15 protein-coding genes are annotated in these 16,569 nt (G+C 75.3%); 7 read left to right on the forward strand and 8 right to left on the reverse strand.

Features of this window, described 5'->3' with window-relative positions; all coding sequences use genetic code 11:
• Window positions 1-17: 17 nt before the first annotated feature.
• Window positions 18-722, reverse strand: a complete 705-nt coding sequence (locus ATL51_RS04565) for a DUF4232 domain-containing protein (protein WP_322789653.1) — start codon at window positions 720-722, stop codon at window positions 18-20.
• A 5-nt stretch (window positions 723-727) separates the two neighbouring features.
• Here ATL51_RS04565 and ATL51_RS04570 point away from each other — a divergent pair, with 5 nt between their 5' ends.
• The gene (locus ATL51_RS04570) at window positions 728-1,468 is read left to right on the forward strand and encodes a sulfite exporter TauE/SafE family protein (RefSeq protein WP_073574879.1); all 741 of its coding nucleotides are present in this window, start codon (window positions 728-730) and stop codon (window positions 1,466-1,468) included.
• Window positions 1,469-1,514: 46 nt separating this feature from the next.
• On the opposite strand, the gene ATL51_RS04575 is transcribed toward ATL51_RS04570, so the two are convergent.
• Both ATL51_RS04575 and ATL51_RS04580 read right to left on the reverse strand, forming a co-directional pair.
• On the reverse strand, window positions 1,515-3,578 hold the full coding sequence (locus tag ATL51_RS04575) for a serine/threonine protein kinase (RefSeq protein ID WP_100877762.1): 2,064 nt from the start codon (window positions 3,576-3,578) through the stop codon (window positions 1,515-1,517).
• 124 nt (window positions 3,579-3,702) lie between these two features.
• On the reverse strand, window positions 3,703-4,212 hold the full coding sequence (locus tag ATL51_RS04580) for a MarR family winged helix-turn-helix transcriptional regulator (protein ID WP_157818225.1): 510 nt from the start codon (window positions 4,210-4,212) through the stop codon (window positions 3,703-3,705).
• A 271-nt stretch (window positions 4,213-4,483) separates the two neighbouring features.
• Here ATL51_RS04580 and asnB point away from each other — a divergent pair, with 271 nt between their 5' ends.
• The gene (asnB, locus tag ATL51_RS04585; RefSeq protein WP_100877764.1) at window positions 4,484-6,358 is read left to right on the forward strand and encodes an asparagine synthase (glutamine-hydrolyzing); all 1,875 of its coding nucleotides are present in this window, start codon (window positions 4,484-4,486) and stop codon (window positions 6,356-6,358) included.
• A 73-nt stretch (window positions 6,359-6,431) separates the two neighbouring features.
• On the forward strand, window positions 6,432-7,262 hold the full coding sequence (locus ATL51_RS04590) for a DUF427 domain-containing protein (RefSeq protein ID WP_100877765.1): 831 nt from the start codon (window positions 6,432-6,434) through the stop codon (window positions 7,260-7,262).
• 16 nt (window positions 7,263-7,278) lie between these two features.
• Here the strand turns inward: ATL51_RS04590 and ATL51_RS04595 are convergent, their stop codons facing one another.
• A complete protein-coding gene (locus tag ATL51_RS04595; RefSeq protein ID WP_100877766.1) occupies window positions 7,279-7,770 on the reverse strand; it encodes a MarR family winged helix-turn-helix transcriptional regulator in 492 nt (163 codons plus the stop codon).
• A gap of 77 nt (window positions 7,771-7,847) precedes the next feature.
• On the opposite strand from ATL51_RS04595, the gene ATL51_RS04600 reads away from it, so the two are divergent.
• The gene (locus tag ATL51_RS04600) at window positions 7,848-8,963 is read left to right on the forward strand and encodes a M20/M25/M40 family metallo-hydrolase (protein WP_100877767.1); all 1,116 of its coding nucleotides are present in this window, start codon (window positions 7,848-7,850) and stop codon (window positions 8,961-8,963) included.
• On the opposite strand, the gene coaA is transcribed toward ATL51_RS04600, so the two are convergent.
• Entirely contained in the window at window positions 8,935-9,864 is a 930-nt protein-coding gene (gene coaA / locus ATL51_RS04605) for a type I pantothenate kinase (RefSeq protein ID WP_100880479.1), read from the reverse strand. The two genes, ATL51_RS04600 and coaA, sit on opposite strands and share 29 nt — an antisense overlap.
• A gap of 313 nt (window positions 9,865-10,177) precedes the next feature.
• Here coaA and ATL51_RS04610 point away from each other — a divergent pair, with 313 nt between their 5' ends.
• The 3 genes from ATL51_RS04610 to ATL51_RS04620 are packed head-to-tail and all read left to right on the forward strand — an operon-like array spanning window position 10,178 to window position 13,578.
• A complete protein-coding gene (locus ATL51_RS04610; protein ID WP_174565866.1) occupies window positions 10,178-11,539 on the forward strand; it encodes a hemolysin family protein in 1,362 nt (453 codons plus the stop codon).
• Window positions 11,536-12,597, forward strand: coding sequence for a hemolysin family protein (locus ATL51_RS04615; RefSeq protein ID WP_073574885.1), 1,062 nt, complete (start codon window positions 11,536-11,538; stop codon window positions 12,595-12,597). The genes ATL51_RS04610 and ATL51_RS04615 overlap by 4 nt, the downstream gene beginning before the upstream one ends.
• 27 nt (window positions 12,598-12,624) lie before the next feature.
• Window positions 12,625-13,578 carry a 3-methyladenine DNA glycosylase gene (locus ATL51_RS04620; RefSeq protein WP_376772484.1) on the forward strand — a complete coding sequence of 318 codons (954 nt, stop codon included), beginning with the start codon at window positions 12,625-12,627 and terminating at the stop codon, window positions 13,576-13,578.
• 4 nt (window positions 13,579-13,582) lie between these two features.
• Here the strand turns inward: ATL51_RS04620 and ATL51_RS04625 are convergent, their stop codons facing one another.
• The 3 genes from ATL51_RS04625 to ATL51_RS04635 all read right to left on the reverse strand — a co-directional run bounded on the left by ATL51_RS04625 (window position 13,583) and on the right by ATL51_RS04635 (window position 16,525).
• Window positions 13,583-13,780 carry a hypothetical protein gene (locus ATL51_RS04625; protein WP_100877768.1) on the reverse strand — a complete coding sequence of 66 codons (198 nt, stop codon included), beginning with the start codon at window positions 13,778-13,780 and terminating at the stop codon, window positions 13,583-13,585.
• 126 nt (window positions 13,781-13,906) lie between these two features.
• Window positions 13,907-14,767, reverse strand: a complete 861-nt coding sequence (locus ATL51_RS04630; protein WP_100877769.1) for an SDR family oxidoreductase — start codon at window positions 14,765-14,767, stop codon at window positions 13,907-13,909.
• 54 nt (window positions 14,768-14,821) lie between these two features.
• Window positions 14,822-16,525 (reverse strand): ABC-ATPase domain-containing protein, encoded by a 1,704-nt coding sequence (locus ATL51_RS04635; protein ID WP_100877770.1) that lies wholly within the window; start codon window positions 16,523-16,525, stop codon window positions 14,822-14,824.
• Window positions 16,526-16,569 lie beyond the last annotated feature (44 nt).

A 16,569-nucleotide genomic window follows, 5' to 3' on the forward strand; every position in this document is an offset into this window, starting at 1 on the left:
GGGCTCCCCGCCGATCGCTACCGGGCGGCGACCGACCCCACCGTGGCCTGCGGCGGCGCCGGGTCGGCGGAGCACACCGGGCCGGGGCGCGGCACGAAGGTCCCGCCGCTGCCACCGGGCGGGGCGACCCGCAGCCCGCGCGCCTGCTCCGGGACGCAGTCCGCCTCCGGGTACGACGTGGTCGCCCGAACCCGCAGGGGCGCCGTCGCCGCGGCCCCCGGCGCCAGCCGCACCCGCGCCCGGGGCCCGTCGATCGCGGCCCGCGGCCCGACGCGGGTCCCCTCGTTGCCCGCCACGAACGCGACCCCGGGGTAGCCGTCGAGCATGCAGGGGGCGCTGCCGGTGTTGCGGAACACCAGGTCGGCGACGGCGGCCGGCCCGTCGGTGCGTGGTGCGGTGGCGGACACGTCGAGGGTGTCGCCGGTGCACGGACCGGCCGGGCCGCCGTCGTCGGCCGGGGCGGACGGGGTGGTCGCCGGGGGCGGGGTCGTCGCGGCCGTGAGGGCCGGGACGGGCGGGCGGGGGGGCAGCGACGTCGGGGCCCGCGGTGCCGCAGCCCGCGAGCAGGAGCAGCAGGGCGGCACCCACCCCGGCCTCGCGCGGCCCCACCACCGTGACCCCCGTTCCGACGCAGGTCGCTGCGCCGATCGGCGCCATTGTGACGTGGTCGTGCCCCTCACCGGGCGGCGGGTAGGGTCCTGTGCATCGACAACGAGATGCACCGTCCGTGACCCCGTGGCAGCTGCTCACGCTGTTCGGTGCCGGCATCGCGGCCGGCCTGATCGGCGCCGTCGCCGGCCTCGCGTCGTTGTTCTCCTACCCCGCGCTGCTGGCCGTCGGGCTCCCCGCGACGACGGCGAACATCACCAACACCGTCTGCATGCTGTTCCAGGGGGCGGGCGCGGTCGCCGGGTCCCGCCCGGAGCTGCGCGGCGCCGGGCCGCAGCTGCGCCGCTGGATCGGCCCGGCGCTGCTCGGCGGCGCGGCCGGGGCCGGGCTGCTGCTGCTCACCCCGGCCGGTGGCTTCGAGCGGATCGTACCGTTCCTCGTCGCGGTCGCGGCACTGCTGCTCCTGCGCCCGCCCCGGCCCGCGGCCGAACCGCGACCGCCCGGGCCGGGCGTCGCGGTGGGGGTGTTCGGCGTCGCCGTCTACGCCGGGTACTTCGGCGCCGCGGCCGGGGTGATGATGCTGGCGCTCACGCTGTCGCTGCCGGGCGCGACCCTGCTGCGGGCCAACGCGCTGAAGAACGTGCTGACCTGGGCGGCGAACGCCGTCGCCGCGGTCGGCTTCGCGGTCCTCGGCGACGTCGCGTGGGCCGCGGTGCCCGCACTGGCCCTGGGCCTGCTCATCGGCGGCCGGCTCGGCCCGGTCGTGGCCCGGCGTCTCCCGGCCCGCCTGGTCCGGATCGGCATCGCGGTCGCGGGCCTCGGCCTGGCCCTGCGGCTGTTCGTCCAGGCCTGGCTCTGAGCGGTCCGCCCACGGCCCTGCGCAGCGCCGTGGGCGGACCGGGCCCTCAGCCCCGGCGGTACTCCAGCATCGCGGTGACCGGGCCGTCGGCGCGGTGCCCGTGGCGGCGCAGCCAGCCGTCGAGCTTGCCCTGCACCGTGGGCAGGTCCGGGCGCCGGTGCGGCTCGGTGCGCATCGCCTGCTTGAGCAGCGCCAGGTGCGCGGTCCGGCTCGGCAGGTGGGTCAGCTTCGCCCCCGCCGCGGCCGCCCGCAGCCCGGCGACGGCGTCGGCGGACTCCCCGCGCGGCGGGTGCCCGCTCAGCGCGAACGACACCGCCGCCGCGAGCTGCCAGGCGTCGGAGGCGGGCGAGGCGGGCTTCCCGGCCGCGGCCTCCGGCGCCAGGTAGTCCGGCGTGCCCAGGACGTAGCCGGTCTGGGTCAGCGTGGAGTCGCCCTGCTTGCGCGCGATCCCGAAGTCGATCAGGTGCGGGTGCCCCTGCGGGTCGACGACGATGTTGCCGGGCTTGATGTCGCGGTGCAGCACCCCGGCACGGTGCGCGGTGTGCAGGGCGCCGGCGATGCCGGTCCAGATGCGGGCCGCGGAGATGTCGTCCACCGGGCCCTGCTCGCCGACGAGCTGGCCCAGGGACATGCCGTCGACGTACTGCATGACGATGACCAGCCCGTCCATGCCCTGCAGGCCCGGGTCGGACGAGGCGTGCAGCAGGTCGTGGATCTGCACGCAGCAGGGGTGGCGCAGCGCGCCGAGCGCGGCGGCCTCCCGGCGGATGCGCTCCTCGGTCTCCGGGTCCGCGGCGTGCGCGGACTTGACCGCGACGGTGTGGCCGAGCTTGGCGTCGTGGGCCAGCCAGACCCCGCCGAAACCACCGGCGCCGAGGCGGCGCATCAGCCGGAACCGGGGCGCCCGCGGCGGACCGCCCGCCACGGGTGCGACGAGCGTGGGCCGGCGCGGCGGCCCCGCCGGGGGCCGTCCCGCACCGGAGGCCGGGCCGCGGGCCGCTCCCGGCACCGGGCCGCGCAGTGGACCCGCGGCGGGGTGCGCGGCCGGGCCGGTGAACGGCGGCGGTCCGGCGGGCGGGCGCCCGGCCGGGCCGGGGGCGTACCCGGCGGGCGGCAGCGCGCCGTACCCGGACGGCGGACGGGGCGCGGCGGCGAACCCGGCGTAGGGCGCGGACTGCTCGACCGAGGACGGCCCGCGGGTGCCGTTCGTCCCGGCGGTGCCCGGGGTCTCGCGGGCGGAGAAGCGCTGGGCGAGCCGCTCGGCGACGCTGGGCGTCGCGGCGGCGCCGGACTGCGGGGCGAGCCCGTCGCCGCCACCGCGCCCGGCCCGCGACGACCCGGTGCCGGTGCGTCCCGCGGCGGGTGGCTCGGCGCGGCGCGGCGGCGCGTCGCGCCCGGCGCGGATCCGCTCGACCGTCGCCCGCGACGGTGCGGGGAACAGCGGGACGATCAGCACCCCGGCCAGGCTCGCGGCGAGGATGCCGACCCACAGGTGCTCGGCGGTGCCCGCGGGGACCCCGCCGGTGAGCACGATCAGCGCGAACAGCGGGAGCCAGAAGAACTTGGCGGGCCAGCGGGGCCCGCGACGCAGCGCGGTGCGCGCCTGGACCGCGACGAGCACGGTCGCGAGCAGCGGCACGACGCCGAGCAGGGCGACGGAGGTGACCGAGGTGACGACGTCCCCGCCGATGGACCCGGCCACGGTGCCGCGACCCAGGTAGCTGCTCTGGGTCCCGACGACGCTGCAGGTCTCGACCCGGATCGACGAGGTGGCCGACGGGCTCAGCCCGGGGACGGCCGGCACGCCGGCGGTGGCACGGCTGAACACCCCGCCCGCCCCGACGAACACCGCCAGCGGGAGCAGGCCCGCCGACAGCACTCCGATCCCGGCCAGCAGCACGGACTCGGCCGAGCCGTAGCCCGACGAGGACCCGGAGCCGATCCCCCGGCGCAGCAGCGCGACCAGCGCCGCACCCGCGGTGGGCAGCAGCCCCGTCAGCACGCCGAGCGCGGTGACCGACCAGGCCCAGTCCCCCGGGCACACGTCCGGCACACCGAGCCCGCGGATGCCCTCCAGAACCCCGGCGACGAGCGCCACCAGCGCGTCCACGCCCGTCCTCACCCCCGAACTCGCTCCGGGTGCGGCCACCCGGACTGCCCACTATCGCATCACCCGGGTGGGGCCCGGCGGAGCAGCGGGTGCACGGGGGCGCGCGCGGGCGGGTGCAGCGGGGTCAGCGCACGAAGAGGTCCAGGTCGGTGTTGAACCGGTCGAGCAGCTCGGCCAGGGAGTCGCGGTCGTGGGTCGGCCAGTGCGCGATGACCTCGCGCAGCGGCGCCAGGCGGGCCTCGCGGACCTGCTCCCGGGCGGCGAGGCCGGCCGGGGTCAGGGTGACGCTGACCGAGCGGGGGTCGCGCTCGTGCGGGGACACGTCGACCAGGCCGGCCCGCGACAGGCGCGAGACCTGGCGGCTGGCGGTGGGCTTGGAGACGCCCAGCTTGCCGGTCAGCGCGGTGAGCGAGAGGGCGCCCTCGTCGTCGAGCAGCATGAGGACCGGGTAGGTGTAGCGGTCCACGGCGTCGTTCGCGCCGTAGCCGTGGGACCACACCGACTCCATGGTGCGGCGGACCAGCAGCGTGATCTGCTTCTCCAGCGAGTGCAGCGGGTCCTGGGTCGCCGTGGCGAGACCGCCGGTCGCCACGGTTGCGTCGTCGTCAATCGGGCCAATCGGACGTTCCGTCATGATTCGCATGCTACACACGTTGCGGACTGCAACATTGACGATCGCAATCACGTAAGCGGATCGAAAGGTTCGTGCGCCTTCACGCAATGATGCTGCGCCGAACGGGTGTGATCAGCGACGCCCCTCGTCGAAAGCGCTGGACGAACCGCCCATCACCGGACGGAGCGGCCACGTCGTGTTACCCACGTGTTGCGGCTCGCAATCATTAGCGTTGCAATCGATCTTACCGGGCGGCGCGGCCCGGGCCACGAGATCGAGGAGGCGCTCAACCGTGTGCGGAATCTGCGGCTGGATCGACTACCGACACGACCTGGGGGCGGACGAGCACGCCCGCACCCTCGCGGCGATGAACGAGACGATGTCCTGCCGCGGACCGGACCAGCAGGGCGTGTGGGCCCAGGGTCCCGCGGCGCTGTGCCACCGCAGGCTCGCGGTCATCGACATCGAGGGCGGCCGCCAGCCGATGACCCTCGACGAGGGCGGGGCCCCCGCCCTGCACATGGTCTACTCCGGCGAGACCTACAACTTCCGCGAGCTGCGCGAGCAGCTCGCCGCCGCCGGGCACCGGTTCCGGACCTCCAGCGACACCGAGGTCGTGCTGCGGGCGCACCGCGAGTGGGGTGCGAAGGACCCACGGGAGGTCGCCCGCCGGCTCAACGGCATGTTCGCCTACGCCCTGTGGGACTCCGGCACGAACGAGCTGGTGCTGGTGCGTGACCGCCTGGGCATCAAGCCGCTGTACTACTACCCCACCCCGCACGGGGTGCTGTTCGGCTCCGAGCCCAAGGCGATCCTGGCCAACCCCGAGGCCGAGCGGGTCGTCGACGCCGAGGGGCTGCGCCGGGCGCTGGCGTTCGTCTCCGACATGTCCAACGCGGTGTTCCGCGGCATGCGCGAGGTCCCGCCCGGCTGCGTCGTGCGGGTCTCGCGGGACGGCGGCGTCCGCGAGGAGTGCTACTGGCAGCTCACCGACACCGGGCACACCGACGACGTCGACACCACCGTGCACCACGTCCGCGAGCTGCTCGAGGACACCGCGCTGCGCCAGCTCTACGCCGACGTCCCGCTGTGCACCCTGCTCTCGGGCGGGCTGGACTCCTCGGCGCTCACCGCGCTGGCCGCGAAGCACGTCGACGGCACCGTGCGGTCCTTCGCGGTGGACTTCGTCGGCTACGCCGACAACTTCGTCGCCGACGACGCCCGCGGCACCCCCGACTCCCCTTACGTGCACGAGGTCGCCGAGTACGTCGGGACCTCGCACCGCGACATCGTGCTGCGCACCGAGGACATGATGGACCCGGCCGTGCGCCGGGCCACGGTGCACGCCCGCGACCTGCCCGCCGGCATCGGCGACATGGACTCGTCGCTGTACCTGCTGTTCTCCGCGATCCGCACGGAGTCGACGGTCGCGCTGTCCGGGGAGTCCGCCGACGAGGTGTTCGGCGGGTACCGCGACTTCCACGACCCGGAGACCGTCGCCGCGGACACCTTCCCCTGGCTGGCCGGGCGGATGATGAACGCCGACCAGTCCGACCCCGGGCTGTTCGACCGGGCCCTGTGGGACAAGCTCGACGTCCCCGGCTACCTCGACGACCAGTACCGGGCCGCGCTCGCCGAGGTGCCGGAGCTGACCGGCCCGGCCGCCGACGACCCGCACGAGCGCCGGATGCGCGAGATCTGCTACCTCTACCTGACCCGCTGGCTGCCGGTGCTGCTGGACCGCAAGGACCGGATGAGCATGGCCGTCGGGCTCGAGGTGCGGGTCCCGTTCTGCGACCACCGCCTCGTCGAGTACGTCTTCGGCACACCGTGGGCGCACAAGAACTTCGACGGGCGGGAGAAGTCGCTGCTGCGCCACGCCACCAAGGACCTGCTGCCCGAGTCGGTGGTCCAGCGGGTCAAGAGCCCCTACCCCTCCACCCAGGACGACTCCTACGAGAAGTCGCTGCGCGACCAGGTCGCCGAGATCGTCGGGCAGGGCGACGACGCGCCCGTCGCGCCGCTGGTGGACCGGGCGGCGGTGCGGCGCCGGCTCGACGAGGGCGGTGGCCACGAGGCCAACTCGATGGGCCGCCGGATGCAGCTGGAACGCATCATCGACCTCAACACCTGGATCGGCGACTACGACGTGCAACTCTCGCTGTAGCCCCGTGGCAGGTTCTCCCCGTGGGTGGTTGTGTGGGTACCGACCCGCACGACCACCCACGAGGTGAGGCCACATGGGACTGACCCGCACCGACGGCCCGCTGTCGCCGTACGCGCCGACCACGGTGAACTACGCGATCGACGGCCCGCCGCACAAGCTGCTCATGCATCCGTTCCCGAGGCGGGTGCGGGCGGAGTTCGCCGGGCGCACCGTGCTCGACACCCGCGGCGGGTTCCTCGTCCACGAGTCGAACCTGCTGCCCGTGCTCTACGTCCCCGAGACCGACCTCGACCAGGACGTGCTGGTCGCCACCGGCCACACCACGCACTGCCCGTTCAAGGGCGACGCGTCCTACCGGTCGCTCGTCGTGGGCGACCGGGTCGCCGAGAACGCCGTCTGGCACTACCCCGAGCCCGTCGCGGCCGCACCCTGGCTGCGCGGGCTCGCCGCGGTGTACTGGAACGCCGCCGACGCCTGGTACGACGAGGACGAGCAGGTCTTCGCCCACCTGACCGACCCCTACACCCGGGTCGACGTGCGCCCGACCCACCGCGAGGTCGTGGTCACCCACGTCGCGACCGACGGCGTCGAGACGGTGCTGGCCCGCTCGGAGCACCCGTGGGTGCTGTCGGAGACCGGGCTGCCGAACCGCTGGTACCTGCCCGCCGCCGACGTCGCCGTCCCGACCACGCCGAGCGGGCTGCGCACCCGCTGCCCCTACAAGGGCGAGGCGCACTACGAGCACGCCGACCTGCCCGGCGGGACCCGGCTGGCCGAGGTGTTCTGGCACTACCCCGACCCGCTGCCGGAGTCGGCGCGGGTAGCGGGGCTGCGGTCCGTCGCGGGCGGTAGCCGGGACGACGGCTCCCGGGTCGTGGTCACCGTCGACGGCGCCGAGGCCTGAGGGGACCCGGCAGCGCTCAGTCCTCGTCGGCGACGATCAGGGCCTCGATCGCGGGCAGCGCGGCCTCCAGCGCGGCGCGCTGGGCGGCGTCGAGCCGGTCGAGCCGGCGGGCGACCAGCGCGGTGCGCTGGCTGCGGACCTCGCGCAGCCGGTCGAGCCCGTCGGCGGAGATCGAGATGAGCACGCCGCGGGCGTCGCCCGGGTCCGCGGCGCGCTCGACCATGCCCTGGTCGTCCAGCGCGGACAGCACCCGGGACATCGTCGGTGCGGTCACGCCCTCCCGGCGGGCCAGCTCCGACAGGCGCAGCGGGCCGTGCTGCTCGACGGTGACCAGGGTCGACAGCTGCAGCGGCGGCAGCGACTCGGAGCCGTCGATGCGGATCCGGCGGTTCAGCCGGCCCACGGCCAGCCGCAGCCGGGAGGCCACCTCGTCGTCGCTCGTCTCGAAGCGGCTCGACACCACGGTGCCGCCGGAGCCGCCGGACTCGCTGCCCGATCCCTCACTCATCGCCCCATTCTGCCAAAGAAGTGATGAGCAATGGCATCGGCCCTCGGAGGCGGCGGGGTCGTGGAAGGGTCGGGGAGATGGAGACCCCCGACCCCGTCGCCCTCGCCGGCTCGCTGATCGCCCTCGACACCCGGGGCGGCGGGGAGCGCGCGGCCGCCGACCTGCTCGCCGGCCTGCTCGACGACGGCGGCTTCACCGTGCGCACCGAGCCCGACCCGGCCGACCCGGCGCGGGCGAACCTGGTGGCGCGCCGCGGCGACGGCCGTCCGCCGGTGACCCTCACCGGGCACCTCGACACCGTCCCCGCCGACCCGGCGGGCTGGTCGTTCGACCCGCATGCCGGTGACGTCGTCGACGGGAGGCTGCGTGGGCGCGGCAGCACCGACATGAAAGCCGGGGTCGCGGCGCTCGTCGTCGCGGCGCTGCGCAGCGACCCGGCCACCCCGCTGCAGCTGGTGTTCACCTTCGGCGAGGAGACCGGCGGCGACGGCGCCCGCCTGCTCGCCGGCCTGGAGCCGTCACCGCTGCTGGTGGTGGCCGAGCCGACCGCCAACCGGGTGCTGCACGGCCACAAGGGCGTGCTGTGGCTGCGGCTGGTGCAGCACGGGGTCGGCGCCCACGGGTCGCGCCCCGAGCTGGGCGACAACGCACTCGTCGCGCTCGGCCGGGTCGCGGCGGCGCTGCACGACCACACCTGGCCCGTCAGCGCGACGCACGGCGCCGCCACGGCCAACCCCGGGACGCTGCACGCCGGGCTGCAGCCCAACCTGGTGCCCGACCGCGCCGAGCTGGAGGTCGACCTGCGCCTGGTCCCCGGCCTCGACGCCGCCACCGCCCGCGACGAGGTGGCCGGGATCGCGCGCGCCGCGCTGGCCGCCACCTCCCACCGCGGCGTCCCGGACGTCGAGGTCCGCCTGGACCTGCCCGCCGTCGGGACCGACCCGGCCGACCCGCGGGCGGCCGCGGCCGCGACGGCGCTCGGGTACGGCGGGCCGGCGGCGTTCGCGTCCTACTTCACCGACGCGTCGGTGCTCGTCCCGGCGCTCGGGGACCCGGCGGTGCTGGTGTACGGGCCCGGCGACCCCGAGCTGGCGCACGTCACCGACGAGACCTGCTCCGCGGCCCGGGTAGGCGAGGCCGCCGACGCCCTGGTCCCGGCGCTGGTCAGAGCTTGCGCAGCCGCACCCGCGTGACGTCGTGGTTCGGCCCCTTGGTCAGCACCGCGCTGGCCCGTGAGCGGGTGGGCAGCACGTTCTGCTCCAGGTTGGGCTGGTTGATCGTCGCCCAGATGTGCTCGGCCCGGGCGACGGCCGCGTCGTGGTCCAGCTCGGCGTAGCGGCGGAAGAACGACTGCGGGTCCCGGAACGCGGTCTCGCGCAGGCGCAGGAACCGCTCCACGTACCAGCGGCGGACGTCGGCGGTGGCGGCGTCGACGTAGACCGAGAAGTCGATGAAGTCCGACACGGTCAGCGCGCCCGCGACCGCGGGCTGGAGCACGTTGAGGCCCTCGACGATGAGGATGTCGGGGCTGCGGACCACGAGCTGCTCGTCGGGCACGATGTCGTAGACCAGGTGCGAGTAGACCGGGGCGGTCACCTCGGGGCGGCCTCCCTTGATCTCGGAGACGAACCGCAGCAGCTTGCGGCGGTCGTAGGACTCCGGGAAGCCCTTGCGCTCCATCAGCCCGCGGGCCTGCAGCTCGGCGTTGGGGTGGAGGAACCCGTCGGTGGTGACCAGCTGCACGTCGGGGTGCTCCGGGGAGCGGGCCAGCAGCAGGCGCAGCAGCCGCGCGGTGGTCGACTTGCCGACCGCGACCGAGCCCGCGATCCCGATCACGAACGGGGTGCGGGCCCCGCCCGAGCCGAGGAAGCGCCGGTAGGCCCGGTAGAGCCGCCCGCCCTCCTCGACGTGCAGGTTGAGCAGCCGCGACAGCGGCAGGTAGACCTCGCGGACCTCGTCGAGGTCGACGAAGTCGCCGTAGCTGCGCAGCTGCTCGAGTTCCTGGGCCGACAGCGGCACCGTGGTCGAGGACGCGAGCTGCGCCCAGGAGCGGCGGTCGAAGTCCACGAACGGTGAGGCGCTGCCCCGGGCCAGCCCGGAACTGCGCCGGCCGCCGTACTGCGGGGGCGCCGCGGCCGCGGGGGTCGCGCGCTCCGACGGGGGCGTCGGCTGCGGGGCGCTCACCGCTGCGCCGCGGTCGGAGCCCCGGCCACCGGCCCCCGGCGGCCGTCCGGGGGACCCGGTGGCGCGGGGAGCGGTGCGGAGGGCGACGTCGCCGTGGTCATGGCTGACCAACCTAGACCCCGGTCACGGCCCGGATCACCGTCGGGACGCCGTGAGATCACTCGCAGCTCCCGTCGGGCGGGCCGGGCACGGCGACCGTATCGTCGTGCACCGTTTCTCCCTGATGGAGGCCCTGAGCTCCGTGTCCGTCCTGCTCTCCTGTCTCGGGCTGCTCGCGGTCGTCGCGCTCACCCTGGGAACCGCCGTCTCCGTCGCCTCGGAGTTCTCCCTCACCGCGCTCGAGCGCAGCCGCATCGACGCCGCCGTCGCCCGCAGCGACGACCGGCGGACCCGCTCGGTGCAGCGGGCGCACGCCGGCCTGTCGTTCCAGCTGTCGGGCTGCCAGCTCGGCATCACCGCCACCACCCTGGCCACCGGCTACATCGCCGAGCCCGCCGTCGCCGAGCTGATCCGGCCGGTGCTGGAGGCCGTCGGGCTGCCCGCCGGGATCGCCTCGGGCACTGCCACCGTGCTGTCGCTGGTCCTGGCGACGGTGCTGTCGATGGTGTTCGGCGAGCTGGTCCCGAAGAACCTCGCGATCGCCCACCCGATGGAGGTGGCGCGCTCGGTGGTGTGGCTGCAGGCCGGGTTCGCCGCGGCGTTCCGCTGGCTCATCACCGGCCTGAACACCGCGGCCAACGCCATCGTGCGCCGCTTCGGGATCGAGCCCGCCGAGGAGCTGCGCTCGGCCCGCTCCCCCGGCGAGCTGAGCTCGCTGGTCCGGGCCAGCGCCGAGAGCGGCAGCATCGACCCGGGCACCGCGGTGCTGCTGGAGCGCTCGCTGCGCTTCACCGACCGCGTCGCCGAGGACCTGATGACCCCGCGCGTGCGGGTGGAGACCATCGACGCCACCGACACCGTGACCGACCTGGTGGCGCTGGCCCGCCGGTCCGGGTTCTCCCGGTTCCCGGTCGTGGACGGCGACCCGGACGTCCCGCTGGGGCTGGTGCACGTCAAGCAGGCGTTCTCGGTCCCGCCGGCCCGCCGCGCCGAGACCGCCGTGCGGGACCTGGCCCGGCCGGTCGAGACCGTGCCGTCGTCGCTGGACGGTGACGAGCTCATGACCCGGCTGCGGGCGGCCGGGCTGCAGACCGCCGTCGTCGTCGACGAGTACGGCGGCACCGCGGGCCTGGTGACCATGGAGGACCTGGTGGAGGAGATCGTCGGCGACGTCCGCGACGAGCACGACCGCGGCGAGCAGAACCGGGTGCGCCGCCTCGGCGACGGGGTCTGGGCACTGTCCGGGCTGATGCGCGACGACGAGGTCGACGAGGCCACCGGCTTCCGGATGCCGCACGGGGAGTACGAGACCCTCGCCGGGCTCGTCGTGGCCCGCCTCGGCCGGATCCCCGACGTCGGGGACACCGTCGTGGTCGACGGGTGGACCCTCGAGGTCCTGCGCCGCGACCGCAACCGGGTCGCCGAGGTCCGCGTCACCCGCGGCGCCGACGAGCGCACGGCCGCGTCCGGGGCGGTGCCGGCGTGAACGACCTGCTCGCACTGCTCGCCGCCGTCGCCCTGCTCGGGGTGAACGCGTTCTTCGTCGCCGCGGAGTTCGCGCTGATCTCGGCTCGCAAGGACCGCCTGGAGGCCATGGCCGACGACGGGTCCGCCGGGGCGCGGCGGGTGCTCGACGCCTCGCACGACCTGTCCCGGATGCTCGCTGCCTCCCAGCTGGGCATCACCATCGCCTCGCTGCTGCTCGGCCGGCTCGGCGAGCCCGCCGTCGCGCACCTCATCGACGGGCCGCTGGCCGCCGTCGGGGTGCCGGAGGCGTTCGCCTACCCGGTCGCGTTCGCGGTGTCGCTGATGATCGTGGTCGTCGCGCACATGATGCTCGGCGAGATGGTGCCGAAGAACATCTCGATCGCGGGCCCCGAACGCGCGGCGATCCTGCTGGTCCCGCCGTTCCTGGTGTGGACCCGGGTCACCCGCCCGTTCATCGACCTGTTCAACGCGATGGCCAACGGCACCCTGCGCCTGGTCGGGGTGACCCCGCGCGACGAGCTGGAGACCGCGTTCACCACCGGTGAGCTCGCCGAGATGCTGGGCGACTCGCGCCGGGAGGGCCTGCTCGACGACTCCGAGAGCTCCCGGATCGAGCGGACCCTCTCCTCCGCGGAGGCGACCGTCTCCGACGTCGTCGTGGCCCTGGAGGACCTGGTCTGCCTCGACGCGGGCCCCGGCGGGTCGACGACGGTCTCCGCGCTCACCGAGGCCGTGGAGCGGACCGGGTACTCCCGCTTCCCGATCCGCGGCGCCCAGGGCAGGCTCACCGGGTACCTGCACGTCAAGGACGTGCTGGACCTCGCCGACTCCGAGTCGGCGACGATCCCGCCGCAGCGGGTCCGCAGCCTGCCCTCGGTCCCGGCCTCGGCCCGCCTGGACGAGGCGCTGGCGACGCTGCGGGCGGCCCGGGCACACCTGGCCCGCGCCGTCGACGAGCGCGACACCACCGTCGGCGTGGTCACCATGGAGGACCTCACCGAGGCGTTCGTCGGCAGCGTCCGCGACGCCACCCACGCCCCCGGCACCCCGGCCTGACCCGGGCGGGTCGTACCGTCGGACACCGTGCCGACCCCGTCCGCGCCCACCACCGCCGTGCCCGTCCTCGACGGCGCCGCGTGGCGGGCGCGGGCGGCGGCGCACCGGGAGCGGGTCGCGGTGTGGACCGTGCCGCACCGCGAGCGACGCCGGCGCGGCGAGCCGCACCCGGTGTGGGACTTCCTGTTCACCTACTACTCCCACCGCCCCGCCCAGCTGGAGCGCTGGAACCCGGGCCCCGGCGTGGCGCTGGCCGACGCCGCGGAGCTCGCCGACCGCCCCGGCCACGTCACCCGGCCCGACGGCACGGTGCTGTTCGACCCCGCGGCGGCGCCGGCGCGGCTGCGGACGACGGCGGCGTTCGTGCACCGGCTGCTCACCGCGACCCGCTCCCGGGCGCCCCGGCTGGGCTGCTTCGGCCTGCACGAGTGGGCGATGGTCTACCGCACCGACGACGCCCGGCACCGCGACACGGTGCCGCTGCGCCTCGGGCGGGCGGGCACCGACGCCGTCGTCGAGTCGGCACGGATCAGCTGCACCCACTACGACGCCTACCGGTTCTTCACCGACGCCGCGGCCCCGCGCAACGAGCTCGTCCCGACCCGGGAGCGACAGGTCGAGATGGAGCAGCCGGGCTGTCTGCACGCGACGATGGACCTCTACAAGTGGGCCTACAAGCTCGCCCCGGCGGTGCCGTCGGAGGTCGTGGCCGACTGCTTCGCCCTGGCCGCGGACGTGCGCGAGCTGGACATGCGGGCCTCCCCCTACGACCTGTCCGCCCACGGGTTCGACCCGGTGCCGATCGAGACCCCCGCCGGGCGCGCCGAGTACGCCCGCGCCCAGGCCGGGTTCGCCGAGCGGGCGGCGCCGTTGCGCGAGGAGCTGATCGACCTCGCGGGGCGCCTCGCCGGGGCCGATGACCGTCCCGGGAACGACGACGGGGCCGCCGGGGAGGTCCCCGACGGCCCCGCGACCGCCTAGCTCCTCAGCCCGCGACGAGGTCGTCCAGCAGGCCGTTGCGGGCCGAGGCGACCAGGTCGGCGAACTGGTCCACGCTCATCTGCACGCGCTGGCCGAAGTCGTCGGTGACCACGATGCGCTTCTCCGGCGCGGCGGCGTCGTCGACGTACAGCTCGGGGCATCCGCAGTTGCAGCTGCCGCAGAAGGTGGCGATGTGTCGCACTCGGGTGCTCCTCGTCGTCGGTCCGGGGTGGCCGGACGGGTGCCCGCGCCGTCGTGAGGGGTCGCGCACCCGGTCCCGCCGGTTCCGGGCCTCACCCGATGGGGTCAACCGGTCACCGTCGGAGCACTAGTGCGCCGGGAGGTCGGCCGGGTCGGTGCCCTCGATGAAGAAGTCGATGTCGTTGTGCTCGGAGTCGCCGTACGGGGCGAGGTCGGTGACGCCGTGTGCGGCGAGCACCTCGTCGTCGAGGAAGGTCTGCCCGGTGGGGCGGGCCGGGTCGGTCAGGACGGCCACTGCGGCGTCGGCCATGATCTCCGGGGTGCGGGCCCGCTTGCCGGCGTCGTCGCCGCCGAGCAGGTTGACCACGGCCGCGGTGGCGATGGTGGTGCGCGGCCACAGGCAGTTGGCCCGGATGCCGTCGCCGGCGAACTCGTGCGCCCAGCCCAGGGTCAGCAGCGACATGCCGTACTTGGAGAGCATGTAGGGCGGGAACTCCCCGAGCCACTTCGGGTCGAGGTTGATCGGCGGGGACAGGGTGAGGACCTGCGCGTCGTCGGAGGCCTTTAGGTGGTCCAGCGCGGCCCGGGTCAGCAGGTAGGTGCCGCGCGAGTTGATCGACTGCACGAGGTCGTAGCGCTTGGGCGTGACGTCGGCGGTGCCGCTCATGTTCAGCGCACTGGCGTTGTTGACGACGATGTCGACGCCGCCGAAGGTCGAGACGGCGGTCGCGACGGCGCGGTCCACGTCCTGTTCGACCCGCACGTCACCGACGACGGCGACGGCCCTCCCGCCGGCCTGCTCGATCTCGGCGACCGCGGTGTGCACGGTGCCGGGCAGCCGCGGGTCGGGCTGGTCGGTCTTGGCCAGGATGACGGAGTTGGCGCCGCGGCGGGCGGCCGCGAGCAGGATCGCGAGGCCGATGCCACGGCTGCCGCCGGACATGACGATGGTGCGGCCGTTCAGGTCCCGCTGGGCAGGCTGGGTCATGGGGTCCTCCGGTGACGGTGCGTCGGTGCACGTGCTCGGAGCGCACTGTAACAGTCAGATCTGACCGTTTCTGTGGAGGTGGGTCACACGCGCCGGTCGCAGTCGGTTCAGGGCGGCCGCGACCTCGTGCCGCCGCGGGACCGCGACGTCCACGGGGGCGCCCCGGGTGATCGCGTCGGGCCCCTCGCGGCGCACCGCCTCCTCCAGCCGGTCCAGGGCCTGTGCGAGGGTGACCCCGCGCAGGTCGAGGGCGGCCAGGGCGCACCCGACGCCGGTGGTCTGGCCGGGGTCGGCGAGCTGGGCGATCGCGGACAGGTCGATGTCGTCGGCGCCGAAGGTGAGCCGGCCGCGGCCACGGGCGGTGACCCGGCGCCGGCCGCGCACCGAGGCGTCCACGCTGCGGGGGTCGAACTCGCGGCGCGCGAACGCCGGGAACGCGATGTCGCCCGCCTCGTCCGCCCGCCCGGCGATCTCCCGGGCCCGCCCGGTGACCTCGGAGGCGGTGTAGTCCTGCAGCAGGACCACCGTGTCGGCGCGGTCGAGGTACTCCCCCGACCCGCCCATGACGAGCACGGTGGACACCCCGTGCCCGCGGTGCAGCGGCCGGACCCGCTCGACGAACGGGACCAGCGGCTCGGCCGGGATCAGCGCGCGCATCCGGTCGTCGCGGATCATGGCGTTGGTGGCGGCGGTGTCCTCGTCGATCAGCAGCACGCCGGCACCGGCCTCCAGCGCCTCGACCGTGGCGGCGGCCTGGGAGGTCGACCCGGACGCCGACTCCGTCGAGAAGTCGTCGGTGGGATTACCGGACGGCAGACCGGTGACGAAGGCCGACACGTCGACGCGCTGCACCGAGCGCTCGTCCTCGGCGCGTACCGACACCGTGTCGGCACGGGCGACGACGAACTCACGGCCGTCGCCGGGGACGTGGTCGTACACGCCGCTCTCCAGCGCGCGCAGCAGCGTGGACTTGCCGTGGTAGCCACCGCCGACGATCAGCGTGACCCCCTCGGGGACGCCCATCCCGGTCACCGTGCCGCGGTGCGGGACGTCCAGGGTCACCCGCAGCTCCGGCGGGGAGACGAACGGGACCCCGCCGGCCAGCGGCCGGTCGTCGACACCGGAGAGCCGCGGCAGCCCCGCGCCGTCGGCGACGAACCCGACCAGGCCACGACCGGCCAGCGCGTCGCGCAGGGCACCCGCGTCCTCGACGGTCTCCACGAACTCCTGCGCCGCGGCGGTGTCGGCGGTCTCCCAGCGCAGCGCGCCGAGCACCGCGCGGGGCAGCACGACCGTCAGCGCGGCGGCCGCGGCCCCGCCGTCGATCCGGCGACCACGGCCGGGCAGCGGGACCGACAGCTCGGCGACGACCGTGCCGTCGGGCCGGATGCGGACCGCGCTGCGGTCGAGCACCTCCTGGCCGCCCGCGTCGACCCGCAGGGTGCTGTGCTCCACGGCGCGGCGCAGGGCGCGGGCGAGGAACCCGCCGAGGGCACGCGCGCGGACGGCGCCGCGGTGCAGGCCGGGCGGCAGTCCCGCGGTCCGGGCGGGCACGGTCACCCGCAGCCGCGACGGCGGCGCGAACGGGTCGGCCTGCACCGTCCGGATCTCGAGGTCGTAGCCGTCCTCACCGGACCAGACGCCGGTGAGGCCCTTGTAGGAGCGGTAGGAGGCTCCGTCGAGGTCCTGCAGCCGGTGACCGAGCGCGGCGACGTCGCCACGCCGGCGGGGCGCGTCCGGGCGGTCGTACGGGGTCATGCGGGGTTCTCTCCTCCACCGTCGTGGCGGCCACCCGCGGACCC

Origin of the sequence: Pseudonocardia alni (genome assembly GCF_002813375.1) — a bacterium.
GTDB lineage: Bacteria > Actinomycetota > Actinomycetes > Mycobacteriales > Pseudonocardiaceae > Pseudonocardia > Pseudonocardia alni.

Bases quoted from the DNA above. Each gene is read 5' to 3' on its own strand.
- ATL51_RS04580 (WP_157818225.1), bottom strand. From the start codon at position 4,212: ATGACGGAACGTCCGATTGGCCCGATTGACGACGACGCAACCGTGGCG.
- ATL51_RS04590 (WP_100877765.1), top strand. From the start codon at position 6,432: ATGGGACTGACCCGCACCGACGGCCCGCTGTCGCCGTACGCGCCGACC.
- ATL51_RS04630 (WP_100877769.1), bottom strand. From the start codon at position 14,767: ATGACCCAGCCTGCCCAGCGGGACCTGAACGGCCGCACCATCGTCATG.
- ATL51_RS04600 (WP_100877767.1), top strand. From the start codon at position 7,848: ATGGAGACCCCCGACCCCGTCGCCCTCGCCGGCTCGCTGATCGCCCTC.
- ATL51_RS04635 (WP_100877770.1), bottom strand. From the start codon at position 16,525: ATGACCCCGTACGACCGCCCGGACGCGCCCCGCCGGCGTGGCGACGTC.
- ATL51_RS04595 (WP_100877766.1), bottom strand. From the start codon at position 7,770: ATGAGTGAGGGATCGGGCAGCGAGTCCGGCGGCTCCGGCGGCACCGTG.
- ATL51_RS04610 (WP_174565866.1), top strand. From the start codon at position 10,178: ATGGAGGCCCTGAGCTCCGTGTCCGTCCTGCTCTCCTGTCTCGGGCTG.